Source organism: Streptomyces sp. NPDC001922 (assembly GCF_042891165.1).
In the GTDB taxonomy this organism is placed as follows: Bacteria; Actinomycetota; Actinomycetes; order Streptomycetales; family Streptomycetaceae; genus Streptomyces.
Window position 1 is genome coordinate 241,041 of record NZ_JBIASV010000010.1, and the last position, 15,738, is coordinate 256,778.

Genomic DNA, 15,738 nt, shown 5'->3' on the forward strand with positions numbered 1-15,738 from the left:
GTTCCGGAACGTATATTTACGGGCCCTGGGGGCCCACAAATACACGGCAGCTTCCGGAACCCCCCACCCCTGCGGCCCCGCCCCCTCCCGCCGGTGGCCCGTCCTAGGACATCGGTCGCTGAGGTCAGTGGCTTGCGCAGCCCTTGGGGTGAGCGCACCACTCCTGTGGCGGGTTCCGCGGGGCCCGGGCCGGTGGGGCGGACTGGGCCACCGCGAACTCGTGGTCTCTCGGCGCCCGTTCGGACCGGGCCGAGTGCGTCCAGGCGTCCGGCCCATCGCTCCACCGTGTCCGATTCGCCTGCTGCATGGTCAATTCCGGGCATGCGTCCCCCCTTCATGTTGTGCCCTGCAGAGTCATGCTCCTATTCCCCTCTTGTCCCCGGCACGCGTGACGGGATTTTCTGATCATCCGCGAACGGCGGCAGAAAAGGACGGAGGTGTCAGGCACATGTCGTATGTCTTTCTCGCTGCTCCTTACACGCAGTGGATGGATTGGTCCACCGGAGAGCTGGACCCGGGTCGTAAGAAATACCTGCAGACGCTTCGTCAGGCATTCATTGACCGAGGGCACGCGGTATTCAACGCGCACCAGAATGAACAGTGGGGCAAAGCCTGGCTTGCACCCGAGATCTGTACACCGGCGGATTTCCTCGCCGTGGCGAACGCCGATGTCCTGTGCGTCATCGTCGGGGATCCGCCGTCTCCCGGCGTGATGATCGAGATGGGCTGGGCGTCCGCACTGGGAGTTCCGATCGTCCTGCTCCAGGAGGGCGATTCCGCACCCGCCCTGGTGGCCGGGATCGGCGAGGTCACCAGCACCACGCGGTGCCGCCTCCCGCAGGAGCTCACCGAGGAGAGCCTGGCCGACATCATGACCACCGTGGAGAAGGCGGCCGCCTCGCCGAGGAGTCCGCGGGTGACCGAGCCGGTCGCCGGCTACCCGAAGACCTCGCTCCCGAACGGCTACGAGGCGGCCGAGCAGCCCATCGGCCATGTCTGACCCACAGGTGCGCGCCGGTGCGCGCCCCCTGCGGATCCTGGCCTCCGGGGTGAACTTCGGGTGGGGAAGCGCAGGCAAACTCTCCAGTGTGCTGCGGGCCCTCGGCTCGCGGGCGGAGCTCGAGGTCACCGGGATCGGCACCGAGCTGGGGCGACCGGTCCTCGCCGGTCTCGGCATCACCCGGTGGCGGACCGTCGACGCGTCGGACGCCGCTCGGGTGGACGCGCTGGTCGCCGAACTGGCGCCGGATCTGGCGCTGGTGGTCCTGGACCCAGAACTGGCCACGGCACTGCAGAACGCCGGCTGCCCCGTGATCTACGTGGACAGCCTGCCGTTCCTGTGGACCGAGCACGACCCCGTGCCCGGGGACGTCGAGCTCTACTGCGCCCAGCGCACACTGCCGCTGCCGCCCGCCGCCGAGTCGGCACTGGGCCGGGTGCGGAACCTGACCTGGGTTCCGCCGATCGTGCCCGACTCCGCCGGCCTGTCCCGGGCGGCGCTCCGGGCGGAAAACACCTCCACCGGCCGGGACGCCGGTCTCGCCGTGCTGAACCTCGGTGGGCTGCACTCCCCCGTCACCGGAAGTACCGACGACTCGTATCAGCGGCTGGTGCTCGGGCCCGCGCTCGACGCGCTGTCGGCGGCGGGCGTCGAGCGGGTGGTGATCACCGGGAATCTGGCGCCGGACACGGTGGTGCCCTCGCCCGGCTCGATGACCGTGGATGTCCGGCGGTGCGCTCACGACGAGTTCGTCGACCTGCTGCTCAGCGCCGGACGGATCATGACGTCACCGGGGCTGACGACCATCCTGGAGATCGCCGCGGTCGGCCGGAGCGCGGTGCTGCTGCCGCCCCAGAACCTCAGTCAGGTGCTCAACGGAGATCTGGTGGAGCACGCCTGCTCCGCGCAGTTGCGTACCTCCTGGCCCCTCCAGGTGCTGACCCGCGCGAGCATCGACGCGTGGCACCGCGAGGGCGAGGAGTACGCGGTGGAGCGCATCCGTGCGCGCCTGGCCACCGCCTGCGCGAACCACCTTCGCGACGTCGTGACCCGTGAGCTCACCACCGACCTCGAAAAAGGCCTCGCGCTGCTCGCGGACGGCGCCCCGTCCTTCGCTCGCATCGCCCAGGACTTCGGCGGCGCCGAGCGTGTTGCGGAAGAAATTCTGTCCCGCTGGGCCGCGGCCGCTGTCGCCTGAAAGTAGGGAACCATGAAGACCCCCCGGAACAAGTATCTGTTCATTCGCATTCTTGAGGCGTGCAACGCCGACTGCTTCATGTGTGAATACGCGCTGTCCCGTGACACCTACCGGTTCTCGCCCGAGGATTTCGCCGAGCTGCTGCCGGAGGCGGTCGAGGCCGGAGTGGGATATGTGCGGTTCACCGGCGGCGAGCCGCTGATGCACCGGGACGTCCTCGAACTCGTGCGCATGGGTGCCGAGCACGGGATGAGGATGTCCCTCATCACCAACGGCATGTTCCTGCCGCGCTTCGTGGACCGGCTCGCGGAGGCCGGCCTCGCCCAGGTGATCCTGAGCCTCGACGGTTCCTCCGGGGAGACGCACGATGTGTACCGCCGCTCCCCCGGCATGTTCGACGCGGGCCTGGAGGGCCTGAAGCGGGCCCGGGACCTGGGCATCCTCCCCCGGGTCAACAGCGTGGTGGGACCGCACAACTACGACCAGATGCCCGAGCTCCAGCGGGTGCTCACCGAGGCGGGCGTCAAGCAGTGGGAGCTGTCGGCCATCAAGCTCGGCCGGGAGATCACCTATCCGGACCCCGCCCACGTCCTGGAGGCGTGCGAGCCCATCTACCGGGCCGACCCCGGGACGACGCTGGTCCCGCTGGGCAAGCGGTTCTACGGCGAGACCCCCGAGGAGCAGAAGGCCTACTTCGAGGAGTCCATCACGCCCCGTCCCTCCGGGCCGCTGTGTCTGGTGACCGACGACGTCATCTACCTCGACGGCAAGAACGGCCGTGCCTTTTCCTGCAGTTGCCTGCCGCACTCCGAGGACGACGCCGGCCCCGGTGGCGCCCCCCTGCGCGGCGGCTCCGGGAAGGTGGAGCTGAACAGCCCGGTGTTCCGCGAGCACGCCGACGCGTTCAAGGTGAACGGCCCCACCCTGTGCGACGGCTGCTCCGCCACCGCCGCCGGATACAGCGACGATCTCGCCCGGATGGGCGCGGTCCCGGAATGGAGCTACTGACCCATGGGGACACGGCTCACGCCCGCGGGGACGGGACTGAAGGTCCTGACGGCCGCCCTGCCGGGCGACCCCGAATCGCAGACCGTGCTCCGCTGGATCTGCGCCCACCTGACCGAAGTCGAGCTGGTGGAGGGCCCGGAGGCGGGTTCCGGCACCGAGGCCCCGGACGCGCGGGCCGACGTGGCGGTCATCTGTGACGACACCGCTCGCGCGGAGCACACCGAACGGGCGGGCACCCCGGTGGTCTTCGTGTCCAGTACCGGCGTGCCGCCCGCGAAGGGCTGGCCCTCCGCCCGGATCCGGTGCCTGCACCGGCCCGGCTGGCTCCCGGACGCACCGGAACGCGGCGTGCACCGGGCCGGGACGGTCGCACCGCCCCGCGCGGTCCGCGCCCGGCACGGTCGTGGCGCGCTGATCCGGCTGGCCGTGCCGGACGCGGCAGCGGCGGAGGACTGCACCCGTCTCCTCCGCACGGCCGGGGCGGCGCTCACGGACGCCGGTCACCCGGCCTTCGCCGTACACCTGTCCGGCCCGGGGAGCACGCGGCTCGCCGACGCGGTGACGGCGCTGCTGCCGGACGCCACGGTGTTCACGGATGCCGACCCGGCGGCCGAACGGGCCCTGGCCGACGCGTCCTTGCTGGTCTCCTCACCGGCCCTGACGGGCGTGACGCTGGCGCAGACGGCGCGGATTCCGCTGGCCGTGCTGCCGCCGTACGGCGCCGTCCAGCAGCAGGCCGCGGATGTGCTCGGCTCCGCCGGCGCGCCCCTGGTCGTGCTGAGCGGCGACGGGGCCCACCGGACGGGCGAGGCCGGAGCGCTGCGCGGCGCCCTGGACGCGCCGGAGGAGCTGGCGCGCTGGGCCGACACCGCTCAGCAGGCGGCCGGCGACGACCGGCGGGGTGGACAGCGCATCGCCCGCAGAGTCCGTCAGCTGCTGCTCGCCCCCATGTGAACCGGGGTCCGCCGACGTGCCCGACGCGGCGCCCCCACCGATCTCTTGGAGTCACCTTGCTGCGCACACTGCCCTACGGGGCGAACTACCTCGACTGGCACGAGATGCCGGAGCTCCGGCAGGCCGTCGAGGGCAAGTCGCTCTTCCGGTACATCTCCTCGGGCCCCAGTGTGTCCAACCGGCTGGAGCACCTGGTCCAGGAGCGGCTGGGCGCCACCAGGGCCCTGGCGGTCCACAACGGGACCGAGGCCCTGCGACTGGCCCTCATGGGCACCCGGCCCTCCGCGGGCGATCCGGTGCACATCCCGGCCGTGACCTTCGTCGCCGTCGCCGGCGCCGTGCTCTCCTGCGGTCTCGTGCCGGTGCCGGTGGACGTGGACGAGCGGTTCGCCCTGGACGCGTCGCTGCTGCCCGCGGACGCGCAGCGGGTGATCGTCGCGCACATGGAAGGCATGGTCGGACCGCTCCCCCAGGGCGTTCCCTACCTGATCGAGGACACCGCCCAGGCGATGGGCGGCCGGCACACCGACGGCCGCCACGCCGGCACGGTCGGGTACGCGGGCACCTTCAGCTTCCACCACGCGAAGGTGCTCACCTCGGGCGAGGGCGGACTCGTCGTCGTCCGGGACCCCGACGACTGGGAGGTGCTGCGCTCGTACCACGACCACGGCTCCGACCGGGAGCACGGCAAGTACCCGGCCTGGCGGGACGGCGCGTTCTACGGTGAGAACTTCTGCGCCAACGAGGCGGTGGCCGCGGTCCAGCTCCAGCAGTTCCGGCACCTCGACGGCATCCTGGCGAGCCTGGAGCGGCACCACCGGCTCGCCTCCGAGGCGCTGCCCGACCGCCCGGACATCCGCCAGGTGACACGGACCGACGGGGACGTGAAGGTGAGCGTCCGGATCGAGCTGGAGTCGCGCGAGCTGCGGGACCGGGCGCTGACCGAGCTCACCGGCCGCGGCCTGCCGTGCTGGACCCTGGACAAGTACTTCCTGCCGGAGCACCCCGTGGTGCGGGACCGGGTGTCCCTCTACGCCGACGGGTTCCCGTGGAACCTCGACGACGGGTCGGAGCGCTACCGCCCCATCAGCCGGGACGGCTTCCGCACCACGCGCCGGCTGCTCGGGCGGACGCTCTGCCTGCCGCTGGCCCCGGAGCTGGACGAGAGCGCCCAGGCCCAGGCGGCCAAGGAAGTGGCAGCCGTTCTGGCCGCGTTGTAGCTTTCCCACAGCGCGGACCTCGCCGGCTCCCCGCGACGCCCCCTTCGGGGCAGCTCCCGTTCCGGCCCCGTCCGGTCACGGGAGACGGGCCGTTGCCGCCGTGCGCTCCCGACTGATTCCCCGCCTCGTCGAAGGAAGAGACGTGTCCTCAGGCGTTTCCCGGTTCACCGATCTGCTGCGCCACCGCCTCGTGCAGAGCCCTGTGCTGTGGGGTGTGATCGGCCGGCTGCCGCTGTATCTCGTGAGCCTCGCGCTGACACTCCACCTTCTGGACGCGGGGCTCGGCTACGCCTCGGCCGGACTGGTGCTGGCCGCGTACACCGTGGGCACGGCCGCGCTCGGTCCCGTCATCGCGCGCCGCATCGACCGGCACGGCCAGCCGCCGGTTCTCGTCCTGACGGCGATCGTGCATCCGCTGGCCCTCGCGGGTGCGGTGTACGCGGCGTCCGGGCCCAGAGCGGTGGAGCTGGCGCTGGCCTTCCTGGCCGGCGGGACGATCCCCCCGGTCAGCCAGGTGATCAGGGCGCTGTGGAGCACCCTGCCGCTGAGCCGGGACGAACGCTCCACCGCGTACTCGCTGGAGTCCATCCTCGCCGAGCTCTTCGTCATCGGCGGCCCCCTGCTGCTCAGCCTGCTGCTGGCGCTGGGGGACGCGGGCACGGCCACCGTGGTGGGCGGGGTGCTGTCCGGCCTCGGCGGCCTGGGCCTCGCGACCACGAAGGCCTCCCGGCAGTGGAAGGCCGAGCCGGTCGCGCGCCGCGATCTGCTGGGCGCCCTGCGCTCGCGGCCGCTGCTGATCCTGCTCCTGCTGCTCTCCCTGTCCGCGCTGACCCTCGGGGTTCTCAACCTGGCGCTGGCCGCCTTCGCGAAGGAGCACGGCTCGGCGGGCGATGTGGGGTTCCTGCTCGGCGCCTCGGGCGTCGGCGGGGCGATCGGCGGGCTGTGGTTCGGCAGCCGGTCCTTCGCCGCGTCGAAGGGCCGTCAACTGCCGGTGGCCAGTGCGGCCTTCACCCTGGCCGCCGCGGGTCCCCTGCTCGCCTGGGACACCTGGTCGATGGCGGTGGCCATGGCGTTCCAGGGCGCCTCGATCGCCCCGCTGACCGCCGTCCTGTACGAGCTGGTCGGCGCGGCCGCGCTGCCGGGCACCGTGTCGGAGGCCTTCACCTGGGTGCTGACCGCCACCACCGGCGGTGGCGCGGTGGGCTCGCAGGTGGCCGGGGTGCTGATCGGCCGCTTCGACTGGCACGCCGGATTCGTGCTGGGCGTGCTGAGCGGCGGGTGCGCGACCCTGCTGGCCTGCGCCGTACGCCACCGGATGGCGGCGGTGGCCGAGGAGGAGCCGCCCGGCGCCGCGGCCACGGAGCCGGCCTCCCTGGAGCTGGACACATGAGGAGACGCAACGGGGGCTGAGACCGTCCCCCTCCCGGATTTCGCGCCGACCCCGGTGGCGCCCGCCCCACCGGCCTACGACAGACGGAACGTGGCACACGGGCGGCGGTCCCGCCTGCCCCGCCACGACGGCACCCGACACGGCGTGACCCGAGTCGACGCACCACCGGCCTCCGGCGCACCCGTCCCGGGGCGACCCCCGGGCCGGCACCGAGCCGGCATCCCCATCCGCCCATGAACTGGAGTCCATCATGACGAGCTCAGCCCCCGAGACATCCGCGCTTCCGGTAGTGCTGCTGGTGGACGGCAGGCCCTCCACCTTCGCACGCAGCGTGCTGGACCGGGACGACGTGCACATCGTGCTGCTGCGCTTCACCTCGGCCCTCAAGGACCTGCCGCAGGAGTACCTGGACCGTACGGCGCACCTGCCGGTGTTCCTCGCCGAGGACGACCGTCTCGCCGAGGAGGCGGAGCGCTACCTGCAGTGGGCCGGCACGCTGGAGCACGTGCCCACGTACTTCTGCAACCCCCAGGAGCCGCACCAGGAAGTGGCCCAGCCGTTCGCCGAACTGGTGGGGCTGCCGCACCTCACGCAGCAGCAGGTGGCGTGGGTCCGGCACAAGACGGCGATGAAGGACCGGTTCGCCGAGCTCGGGCTGCGGTGCGCCGCCTACCGGAGGGTCGAGTCGCTCGCCGAGGTGGGCCGGTTCGCGGAGGAACAGGGGTGGCCGGTCATCGTCAAGCCCATGGACTCCTTCGCCTGCATCGGGACGTACCGGATCGACGGACCGGATGAGCTCGCGAACATTCCGGAACTGGCGCCCGACCGCCGGTGGATGGCCGAGGAGTACATCCGCGGCACGGAGTACCAGCTGTGTGCGCTCGTCTTCGGCGGCAAGGTGGTCGACGCCTACCTGTCCCTGAACCCGGTGCCGATCCTGGAGGTCCTGGAGGGGGCGATCAACGCCAACATCACCTACGCCCCGGGCGAGGAACTGCCCCTGGACGTACGGTCGGTGTGCCAGGAGCTGGTGGACGGCTTCGGCCTGGACCACGGCTACTTCCACGCGGAGTGCTTCCTGATGGAGGACGGCACGCTGTGCGTGGGCGAGGCCGCCGCGCGGATCACCGGCTGCGAGGTGCTGGCCAACCACGGCCTGTCCCGCGGCTTCGACATCCACCGCGCGACACTCGACACCTACCTCGGCCGGACACCGGACCTCACGTACACGGAGGACCGGGCCGTCGGCGACCTGCTGCTGCCGGTGACGCCGGGACGTGTCGTGAGCCTCAGCACCGAGGAGGAACTGCTCCGGCTGCCCGGGGTCATAGGCGTGCAGCTGAAGCTGGCCGTCGGGGACGTCGCCGAGCCGCCGCGCGCCTCCCACGCCTCGTCGGGATTCGCGCACGTCGCCGGGGCCACGGCGGCCGAGGTCGAGCAGAGGATGCACAATGTGCTGGAGCACTTCACCATCGAAACGGAGCCCGTGAGGTCATGACGACGGCCACGGTCCCCGACGACGTCACCACCCTGCCGGAGCTGTTCGCCCGGACCGTGGCGGAGCACACGGAACGGCCCGCGGTCAGCGATGCCGACGGGGAACTGACCTACCGCGAGCTGGACGAGCTCTCCGACGCGGTCTCCGGGCTGCTCCGGCTGCACGGCGTGTCGCCCGGCGACCGGGTCGCGCTGTGCGTGGCCCACTCCCCCGGCAGCTGGGCCGCCGCTCTGGGGATCCTCAAACGGGGCGCCGTCCTGGTGACGGTGGAGACCTGCGATCCGGCCGGCCCGAGCGCACCGGCGATGCGGATGGCCGGTGCGACCCGCTGCCTCACGGACACGCCCCCGCCGCCGTCCCAGCAGTGTCCGCGCGTGGTCGTCATCCCGCTCGCGGAGGCCGGCCCGGACACCGCCGCGCACCACGCGCCGCCCAACCCGCGCCTGGCCACGGCGGCGCATGTCGTCGCTCCGGCGGCGCGGGCCGGGGCCGCGCGCCGGGCGCTGGTCGTGGACCACACGGACGTCCTGGCCCAGGTCGACGCGTGGGCCGACGAGCGGAACAGCCCGGACCTCCGGGGCGAACGGTTCGGATACTTCGGCGATGTGCCGCTGTCCGCCGTCGAGTTGTCCCTGTGGGTCGGGCTGGCGCACGGGGCGCACCTCGTGGTGCTGCCGTCGCTGGCGTGTCTGCTGGAACGGGGGCTGCGGGAGGAGCTGAGCCGGCGGGGCGTCACCGCACTGGCGCTGCCGGCTGAGGCTCTGCGGCACGGGGTACGCGCGGAAGCGGGGGGCTTCGCGTCCTTACGGGCCCTCGTCGTCGAAGGCGAGGACCTGGCTCCGGAGATCTGTCAGATGCTCATCGGCGGAGGCTTCGACGGGCATCTCGTCCAGGTCGGAGCACCCGAAGCCGCCTCCTGCCGGGTCGTGTCCACCGCGACCTGACGAGAGCGGGCACGCATGCGTCGTCCCGGAAGCCGGTCCGGCTTCCGGGACGGTGCTCGGCGTTCCGCGGACCCGCCGACGGGGAGGAGGCGTTCAGCGCTCCGCGGGCCCGCCGGCCGGGAGGACACCGAAGTCCCAGCGCGCCACCGACAGGCCGAGGTCCTGAACGGCGAACGCCGTGAAGTAGTACGCCTGCGGGTGTGCTCCGGCGTCGACGGCGAGCGAGAACTCGGCCTCGTGCCACTGCCCGGCAGCGGCCCGGACCTTGGTCGCCGACGGCGTCACGGTGCAGTCCGAGCGCAGGTGGCGGGGGACGAACATGCCGATCCGCACGGGCCCGCGGCGTTCGGCCCGGATCCGGACGCGGGCGTGCAGCGTCTCCCCCGCCCGCACCTCTTCGGCCGCGGCCTTGACCCGCACCTCGGGCGCGCCCCCGGTCCGGTACGCCATGTCGCCGCACCGGATGCAGACGGTGCAGACCGTGTCCAGCGCCGTGGGGACCAGGGCCCGCTTCACGAACTGCCGGGCGGGCCGGCCGCAGGGACACCGCACCTCGGAGACGGACTCCGGGGCCACCGTGCTGCGCAGGCCGAAGTGGGCGTGGCAGTCGGTGAACTCGGTCTCCGGGTTCTCCACGATCTGCCGGCTGATCACGTGGTCGAGGGACTGGAGGTCGTCGGAGAGCGCCCGCAGGATGGCCGGCTCGCCCTCCGCGGCCGTCGCCTGCCGGGTGACCCAGCGCTCCACCTTGCCCGCGAACTTCGTGAGCCGGGGGCGCAGCGCGTGCCGCTCCGGAAGCAGGCCGCCGGCGAGGTACGCGGTCAGCCGCGCGGAGGTGGACAGCACCAGCGGGTCGGGGACCTGCGGGACGGGACGGGGCTCGCTCCCCGGGTCGTCGGCCATGCCGAAGTGCCAGTAGGCGGGGTCCGGCTGAGCTCCGGAGATCGCGGTGTTGAGACCGGTCACGGAGGGGGAGCCGGCCGCCACCGCGTTCATCCAGGCCGTGTTCTCGGGGCGGGCCGAGTCGTGCACGGTGGGCGCCGCCACGACGTCCCGGGCCGCGCCGTCGATCGCGTTGAGCATCAGCTGGTACTTGGGGTCGTAGGCCACGGCGTCGGCGAACGGGCCGTTGTTGCACGAGCTCAGCACGATCTCGACGGCGGAGACCCGGTTCAGCGGGATCAGCTTGTCGTTGGGCTTGTAGCAGTCGGGCCCGTAGGCGCAGCGCGGCCCGAGCAGATCCGGCCGGCGGGGCGCTTCGGGGTTGAGCCCGCAGATGGTGAAGTCCGCGAGATTGACCGAGTCGTCGCGCCCGTGCCCCTGCAGCAGCACCCGCCGCCACCGCCTCCCGAGGAGCTCGGCGCCGATGTCCTGGCGTTCCAGGGCACGGTCGTCGTAGACCTCCACGGCTCCGCGTGCTTCCGGACGGTCGGTGGAGGTGAACAGGCCCGAGGCGTCGACGCCGGGGTCGGGGCGGCAGAACTGCTTGGCAGTGAACCACGCCAGCGACGCGGCGTCCCGGCCGGTCAGGAACGCCACCCGCCGGCCCTCGCCCGGCCGGGCCTGCCGCACGATCTCCAGGACCGGGTCCGAGGTCAGCCGCGGGTAGGCCGCCACGACCAGCAGGGACCGTCCGCCGGGCGCACCCTGAAGGAGCTCGCCGCTCAGCTCCTTCTCGTCCAGCCACTGGAGAGCCAGCGGTGCCATCAAGGACCGCAGTCCCGCCGGGAGTTCGTCGCCGCCCAGGAGCACGCCCCGCGCGTACGGCTCCGGCCGGGCGATGCCGTCGTAGAGCCCGGCGGCCAGCTGCACGGCGGAGAGCAGATCGGCTCGGCCGCCCACCCACACCGGGACGGTGTCCGGGCAGGGCGCGGCGAGGAACCGCGCTACGGCTTCGGCGTAGGCGGCCTCCTCGTCGACGGGTGTGAAGAGTGTCGTGGATACCTCGGTCGGTGAACTTGGCATGGTGGTCATCCTCGTCGAGTCGGAGCTCTTCCGGAAAAGGAGCCCCCTCCGGAAAGTTCGGGCGGGTGCGGCAGGAGCGGGCGGACCGGTCGCACACAGGAATGCGGCGGGGGCGTCCTGCTCACCGCCCCCGCCGCACCTGTCACGACCTCGGCCCGTGGGAGAACGGGCCGGCGTTTCGATTCCGGCCGCTACTCGGTCACCGGCGCCGGGAAGAACGCCGTGACGTCGCTCTCCGGCACCCAGATCGGCCGCTCCTTGGCGATGATCAGGTACCGGTGAAGGTTCTTCTCGTCGTCCCAGGAAACGGCGAGCACCCGGTACTTCGCCTTGCCGCCGATGTTGACCTCGACGTCGCTCGCCACCCCGGTGAAGTGGATCGACATGTCTTCCTCCTTGAATTCAGTGACGGTTGGTGAAGCGCTGGAGATAGGCGATGCCGGACGGCCTGCCCTCCAGGTAGCTGGTGGTCGAGTAGCTGTCGTAGGCGTGCCGCTCGATCAGGATCTCGTCGAAGTACGGTTCCCAGCGCGGTTCGAGCTTCGGCTCGGTCACGAAGAACGACATGAAGTGGCCGCCGGGGGCGAGGACACGGGTGATCTGCTCACGCATCAGGGTGTCCCACCACTCCGCGTCGTCCCGCATCGCCTTGGGGAGCCAGGGGTCGAGCATGATTCCGTCGATGGTCCCGGTGGGGATCGACTCGATGTACTCGAAGAAGTCCGCGTGGACGATCTCCAGGTTGCCGGGGAGGTTCGGGGCCGACTTCTTGAAGTCCTGGATCACCTCGTCGTAGACCTCGACGACGGTGTGCTTCTTCACGTTCGGCTGCTCCGCGATCGCCACGGCGGAAAGGCCGAATCCGAGTCCGCACTCGAGGAATACGCCTCCGTCGCGGCACAGGACCTCGGCCGAACGGCGCATCAGCGGCGCCTCCCACTCCTGCATGGCCTGCGAACCGTCGATGTACAGGGTCTTCTCGCCATCGGAGTCCTTGACGGCGATGTCCGGCGCTGCGGGCTGGGCGGGATGCTTCACGGTCTGTCCTTACTCTCGAGGATCACTGCGGGAAATGACGCACGAATGCGGCGCGCGCATTCAGGAAAAGGAATCGCACATGAGGCCACGTTGCAGGTCCGGGCATCTGTCGGCCGGTTCTGTTTCACCGTAGCCGCGCGCCGGGGCGGGCGGCCGGAACGGGCGGGCCGGGTATTCTGCATTGCGGGAACCTGCAGCGTTCCCATATTCGGGCAAAGGCCACCGGGGTGGTTACGGGGCGCCGTTGCGCCCGCTGCCACGGAATCCTGCGGGCCGGCCGCGACGGTCAGCCGGCCGTCGCGGTACGGCGCAGCCGTACGCCGGCGGCGGCGATGGTCTCCAGGGACCGGGTGAGGACCGCGGGGTCGACCCCGGTCGGCACGCGGATGTGGCGAGGGTCCGCCGGGTGGTAGTGGGCGCCGGTGGTGACGACGAGCCGGTGCTCCGCCATCAGCACGTCCGCCAGCGTCTCCACGTCGGGCACCCCGGGGTCCACCCACACATGCGTACCGCCCTGCGGGGCGGAGACCCGCATGCCGTGTGCCCGCGCCCAGTCGAGGACCAGCCGGTGACCGGTCCGCACCCGCTCCGTCAGCGACTGGTTGCCCAGTTTGCACAGCTGGGCGGCCTGGTTCTGGGCCCGTGTCGACACGGCGATGCGCTCCCACTCCATGCGCGCGGTGAGCGAGGCGACCTCCTGCGGTTCGGCGGTGATCCAGCCGACCCGCAGCCCGGGGGCGCCGTAGTTCTTCGAGAAGCTGTTCAGGCCGTAGACACCGTGCCAGTCCTCGACCAGCGCCAGCGGTGCGGCGCAGGCCGCGGGGTCCTGGACGAACGAGTCGTAGGCCAGGTCGAGGACGAGCGTGAAGCCGCGTTGCCGCTGGGCGGCGAGCAGGTCGCGCACCGTCGCCTCGTCCAGACAGGCACCGGTCGGGTTGTGCGGGGAGTTGACGTAGAGCAGGTCTCCGGGGCCGAGGCCGGTCCAGGAGCGCTCCCCGACGAGGGCGGGCCAGTCCAGCACCTCCAGGTCGAGCCCGACGGACCGCAGCAGGTCGGCGACGCTCAGCAGGACCGGGCCGCCGCACACCGCGCGTCGCACGCCGTTCCCGGAGAGGTGACGGGCGATCAGCCCGAGCCCGTCGAAGGCGCCGTTGGTCACGAGGAGCGACTCCGCTCCGACGTCGACGCCCTGTTCCCGCTGCCGCAGGCGCAGCGCCTCCAGCAGCTCGTCCGTGCCCTGGCTCGGGGCGTACTGGGCGTCCAGTTCCCAGCCGACCGTCTGCAAGCCGGGCGGGTCGGGCCAGACGGGCACGTTCTCGGCCAGGATCTCCCAGGGTTCCTCCGGCGAGGCCGCGACCGTCGCGAGGCGCTGCCCCAGCGGCGTCAGGCTCACTGCGCGGCACCTTCCTGCCGGGTCAGCAGATATCCGATCTCCAGGCCGGTGGAGTCCACGGACGGGTCGGCCACCCGCCGGGAGACCACCGCGGCGCCGGCCTCCTCGAACAGCTCCTGCCAGAACCGGTCGGTCTCCAGCTTCTGTTCGGTGAGGACGTGCAGGAGGAAGTAGGGGTTGTAGTAGGCCAGACCGAGGCCGTGCCGCATGACCTGCGGGTCGGCGGGGCGGTGGTCCACCTCGACAATGGCGAGGTGGCCGGAGTGCCGGAGTGCCGCACGGACCAGCTCCACCACCGCGCCCCGGCCTTCCTGCTCGAGGATCTCCTGGAGCAGGAACGCGGCGAGGCAGAGCCGCGAGGAGTCCGGCTCCGCGTCCGGTGCGACCGTGTCGCGGACGTAGTCGGTGGCGCCGGAGCGGACGAAGCGCAGCCCGTCGGTTCCCCGCTCCTCCGGGGCGAACGGGTCGACCCCGATGCCGGTGACGGTGCCGGAGTCGCCGATCAGGCCGGTGAGGAAGGTGCCGTCGCCGCAGCCGAGGTCCACGACGGCGGCCGGCGCGGACGGCAGGTCGGACATCAGCTCACGGACGAGCGGCAGCGCGTCGTACGCGCTCATGCCGCAGCTGCCGATGCCCACGAGCCTGCCGTCGCGGGACGCGTAGCCCTTGCCCCGCAGGACGTCGGTGATCTGCTGGAACGTCTGCGCGTAGCCGCCGATGAGCAGCTCGTACCACGGGCGGTACGGCCCGAGGGCACGCCCGTGCTCGGTGAGGGCCACGGTGTCGCCGCTCAGCGTCACGTAGTTCTCGTTGGCGAGGTACCGCAGGAATCCGGCGGTGCGCGACGCGTCGAGTTCCAGGGACGCGGCCAGTTCGGGGACCGCCTGCGGGCCCTCCGCGATGCGGTCGTACAGCCCGCTGCTGAACAGGTGGTAGAGGCCCTGCGCCAGCGCGAAGCCACGGACGGGCTGCAGTGCCTCGATGAGCCGGAGCTCGAATCCCTCATCCATTGTGCTGCCCCTCATCTGGTGAACCATCGGCCTTGGGCCGGAAGTCGATACGGACGATTTCGAGATCGCAGGTGTGATGCAGCAGTTTCCGAAAGCGGTCGGCGCGCGCCTCGGACCGTGTGCTGACGCGGATGAACGGGCGGCTGCGGCCCTGCCAGTCGAGGACGCGGGAATCAGCCGCGGTGACGAAAACGCAATCCTCGCGGAACGTCTCTTCCGCCAGGAGTCCGCGTACCCGCTGCTCCAACGCGTCCCGTTCCTCGCGTGATGAGCCGAAGAACTCTATGGTCGGCATCAGTCCTCCTTGTTCGCCCCGTCGGGATGGCTGTTGCTGTTGCGGTGAAGCTCTCCTCCAGGAACGTTCCTGCCTTCCGGCCGCCGGCCTCGCCCGCGCACGAACGACGGGGGCGGCGAGGGTGTCGGAGAGTCCGGGCGGTCGAGTCCAGGCGTGAGCGGACTCCGCCACGGCGCCGCGCCAGGGGTTCCGGGACCGGTGGTCCGGGCGCTGCCGGCACACTCCGCCCCGCCTGCACGACGTCGGCGTACGGCCGTGCGCCGGGGTCTCGGGACCGGTCACGAAGCCCGCTTCGAACCGGTGGGCCGGCTCTCCTTGCGCGGGGCGGCTCACTGGTCAGCGGCCTCAGCCCCAGGCGGAGTCGTCCGACTGGTTGCCCGCGGCCCGGACGGCCGAAGAATTCTCCGGGTGCAGGTTCTGCGTCGACAGGCCAACTATCGCCAGAAGGAAGATGCAAGCCACTGCGAAAAGGTTGCGCATGAGATCCCACATTTCTTTTTCTCGTTCGATGTTGCGTCGTTGACGATATCCGGACGGCCCCGCTCATGACCCGAAGAAGAAATGGCGAGGACTTGCATTGCCGAATCATGAAGGGCCGACAAGAGGTGACCCAATCAATGCAAGCGGAACATAACGGACAGGAGCACAGGGTCCGCCCCGGGTCGGGGTGGGTCGTACATGACCAGGAGCGTCGCTTCTCCCGTCCTCACCCGCGCCCGCTCCGACACCGTGACGGCCAACCACCGGGCAGCGAAGGCCGGTTGCCGGAGTGCAGGCACGGGGGACGGGCCGGTGGCAGTGGTGGTGCGCGAAGCGGGCGCGGGG

Annotated in this window: 14 protein-coding genes; 8 read left to right on the forward strand and 6 right to left on the reverse strand. The window is 71.5% G+C overall.

Annotation, left to right across the window (positions count from 1 at the left end):
• Positions 1–655 precede the first annotated feature (655 nt).
• The 8 genes from ACFYYR_RS20385 to ACFYYR_RS20420 all read left to right on the forward strand — a co-directional run bounded on the left by ACFYYR_RS20385 (position 656) and on the right by ACFYYR_RS20420 (position 9,212).
• Positions 656–1,000, forward strand: a complete 345-nt coding sequence (locus ACFYYR_RS20385; RefSeq protein WP_388855072.1) for a hypothetical protein — start codon at positions 656–658, stop codon at positions 998–1,000.
• On the forward strand, positions 993–2,198 hold the full coding sequence (locus ACFYYR_RS20390; RefSeq protein WP_388855075.1) for a hydroxymethylcytosylglucuronate/cytosylglucuronate synthase: 1,206 nt from the start codon (positions 993–995) through the stop codon (positions 2,196–2,198). Before ACFYYR_RS20385 ends, ACFYYR_RS20390 begins: the two co-directional genes overlap by 8 nt.
• A 12-nt stretch (positions 2,199–2,210) precedes the next feature.
• Complete coding sequence (blsE, locus tag ACFYYR_RS20395) at positions 2,211–3,206, forward strand: cytosylglucuronate decarboxylase (protein ID WP_388855078.1); 996 nt, start codon at positions 2,211–2,213, stop codon at positions 3,204–3,206.
• A gap of 3 nt (positions 3,207–3,209) precedes the next feature.
• Positions 3,210–4,160 (forward strand): CGA synthase-related protein, encoded by a 951-nt coding sequence (gene blsF / locus ACFYYR_RS20400; protein ID WP_388855081.1) that lies wholly within the window; start codon positions 3,210–3,212, stop codon positions 4,158–4,160.
• A 56-nt stretch (positions 4,161–4,216) separates the two neighbouring features.
• Entirely contained in the window at positions 4,217–5,380 is a 1,164-nt protein-coding gene (locus tag ACFYYR_RS20405) for a DegT/DnrJ/EryC1/StrS family aminotransferase (protein ID WP_388855084.1), read from the forward strand.
• Positions 5,381–5,522: 142 nt separating this feature from the next.
• Positions 5,523–6,770: an MFS transporter gene (locus tag ACFYYR_RS20410; RefSeq protein WP_388855087.1), complete on the forward strand. Its 1,248-nt coding sequence runs from the start codon at positions 5,523–5,525 to the stop codon at positions 6,768–6,770.
• A 250-nt stretch (positions 6,771–7,020) separates the two neighbouring features.
• Positions 7,021–8,268, forward strand: coding sequence for an ATP-grasp domain-containing protein (locus tag ACFYYR_RS20415; protein ID WP_388855090.1), 1,248 nt, complete (start codon positions 7,021–7,023; stop codon positions 8,266–8,268).
• Positions 8,265–9,212 carry an AMP-binding protein gene (locus ACFYYR_RS20420; RefSeq protein WP_388855093.1) on the forward strand — a complete coding sequence of 316 codons (948 nt, stop codon included), beginning with the start codon at positions 8,265–8,267 and terminating at the stop codon, positions 9,210–9,212. The genes ACFYYR_RS20415 and ACFYYR_RS20420 overlap by 4 nt, the downstream gene beginning before the upstream one ends.
• 93 nt (positions 9,213–9,305) lie before the next feature.
• Here the strand turns inward: ACFYYR_RS20420 and ACFYYR_RS20425 are convergent, their stop codons facing one another.
• The 6 genes from ACFYYR_RS20425 to ACFYYR_RS20450 form a co-directional block, all read right to left on the reverse strand.
• Complete coding sequence (locus tag ACFYYR_RS20425; protein ID WP_388855096.1) at positions 9,306–11,177, reverse strand: hypothetical protein; 1,872 nt, start codon at positions 11,175–11,177, stop codon at positions 9,306–9,308.
• A 191-nt stretch (positions 11,178–11,368) separates the two neighbouring features.
• On the reverse strand, positions 11,369–11,563 hold the full coding sequence (locus ACFYYR_RS20430) for a hypothetical protein (RefSeq protein ID WP_351515319.1): 195 nt from the start codon (positions 11,561–11,563) through the stop codon (positions 11,369–11,371).
• A gap of 16 nt (positions 11,564–11,579) precedes the next feature.
• A complete protein-coding gene (locus tag ACFYYR_RS20435; RefSeq protein WP_388855099.1) occupies positions 11,580–12,215 on the reverse strand; it encodes a class I SAM-dependent methyltransferase in 636 nt (211 codons plus the stop codon).
• Positions 12,216–12,501: 286 nt separating this feature from the next.
• Positions 12,502–13,608: a beta-methylarginine biosynthesis bifunctional aminotransferase gene (locus ACFYYR_RS20440; RefSeq protein WP_388855102.1), complete on the reverse strand. Its 1,107-nt coding sequence runs from the start codon at positions 13,606–13,608 to the stop codon at positions 12,502–12,504.
• A complete protein-coding gene (locus tag ACFYYR_RS20445; protein WP_388855105.1) occupies positions 13,605–14,618 on the reverse strand; it encodes a 2-ketoarginine methyltransferase in 1,014 nt (337 codons plus the stop codon). The genes ACFYYR_RS20440 and ACFYYR_RS20445 overlap by 4 nt, the downstream gene beginning before the upstream one ends.
• On the reverse strand, positions 14,611–14,913 hold the full coding sequence (locus tag ACFYYR_RS20450) for a hypothetical protein (RefSeq protein WP_388855108.1): 303 nt from the start codon (positions 14,911–14,913) through the stop codon (positions 14,611–14,613). The genes ACFYYR_RS20445 and ACFYYR_RS20450 overlap by 8 nt, the downstream gene beginning before the upstream one ends.
• Positions 14,914–15,738: the final 825 nt, after the last annotated feature.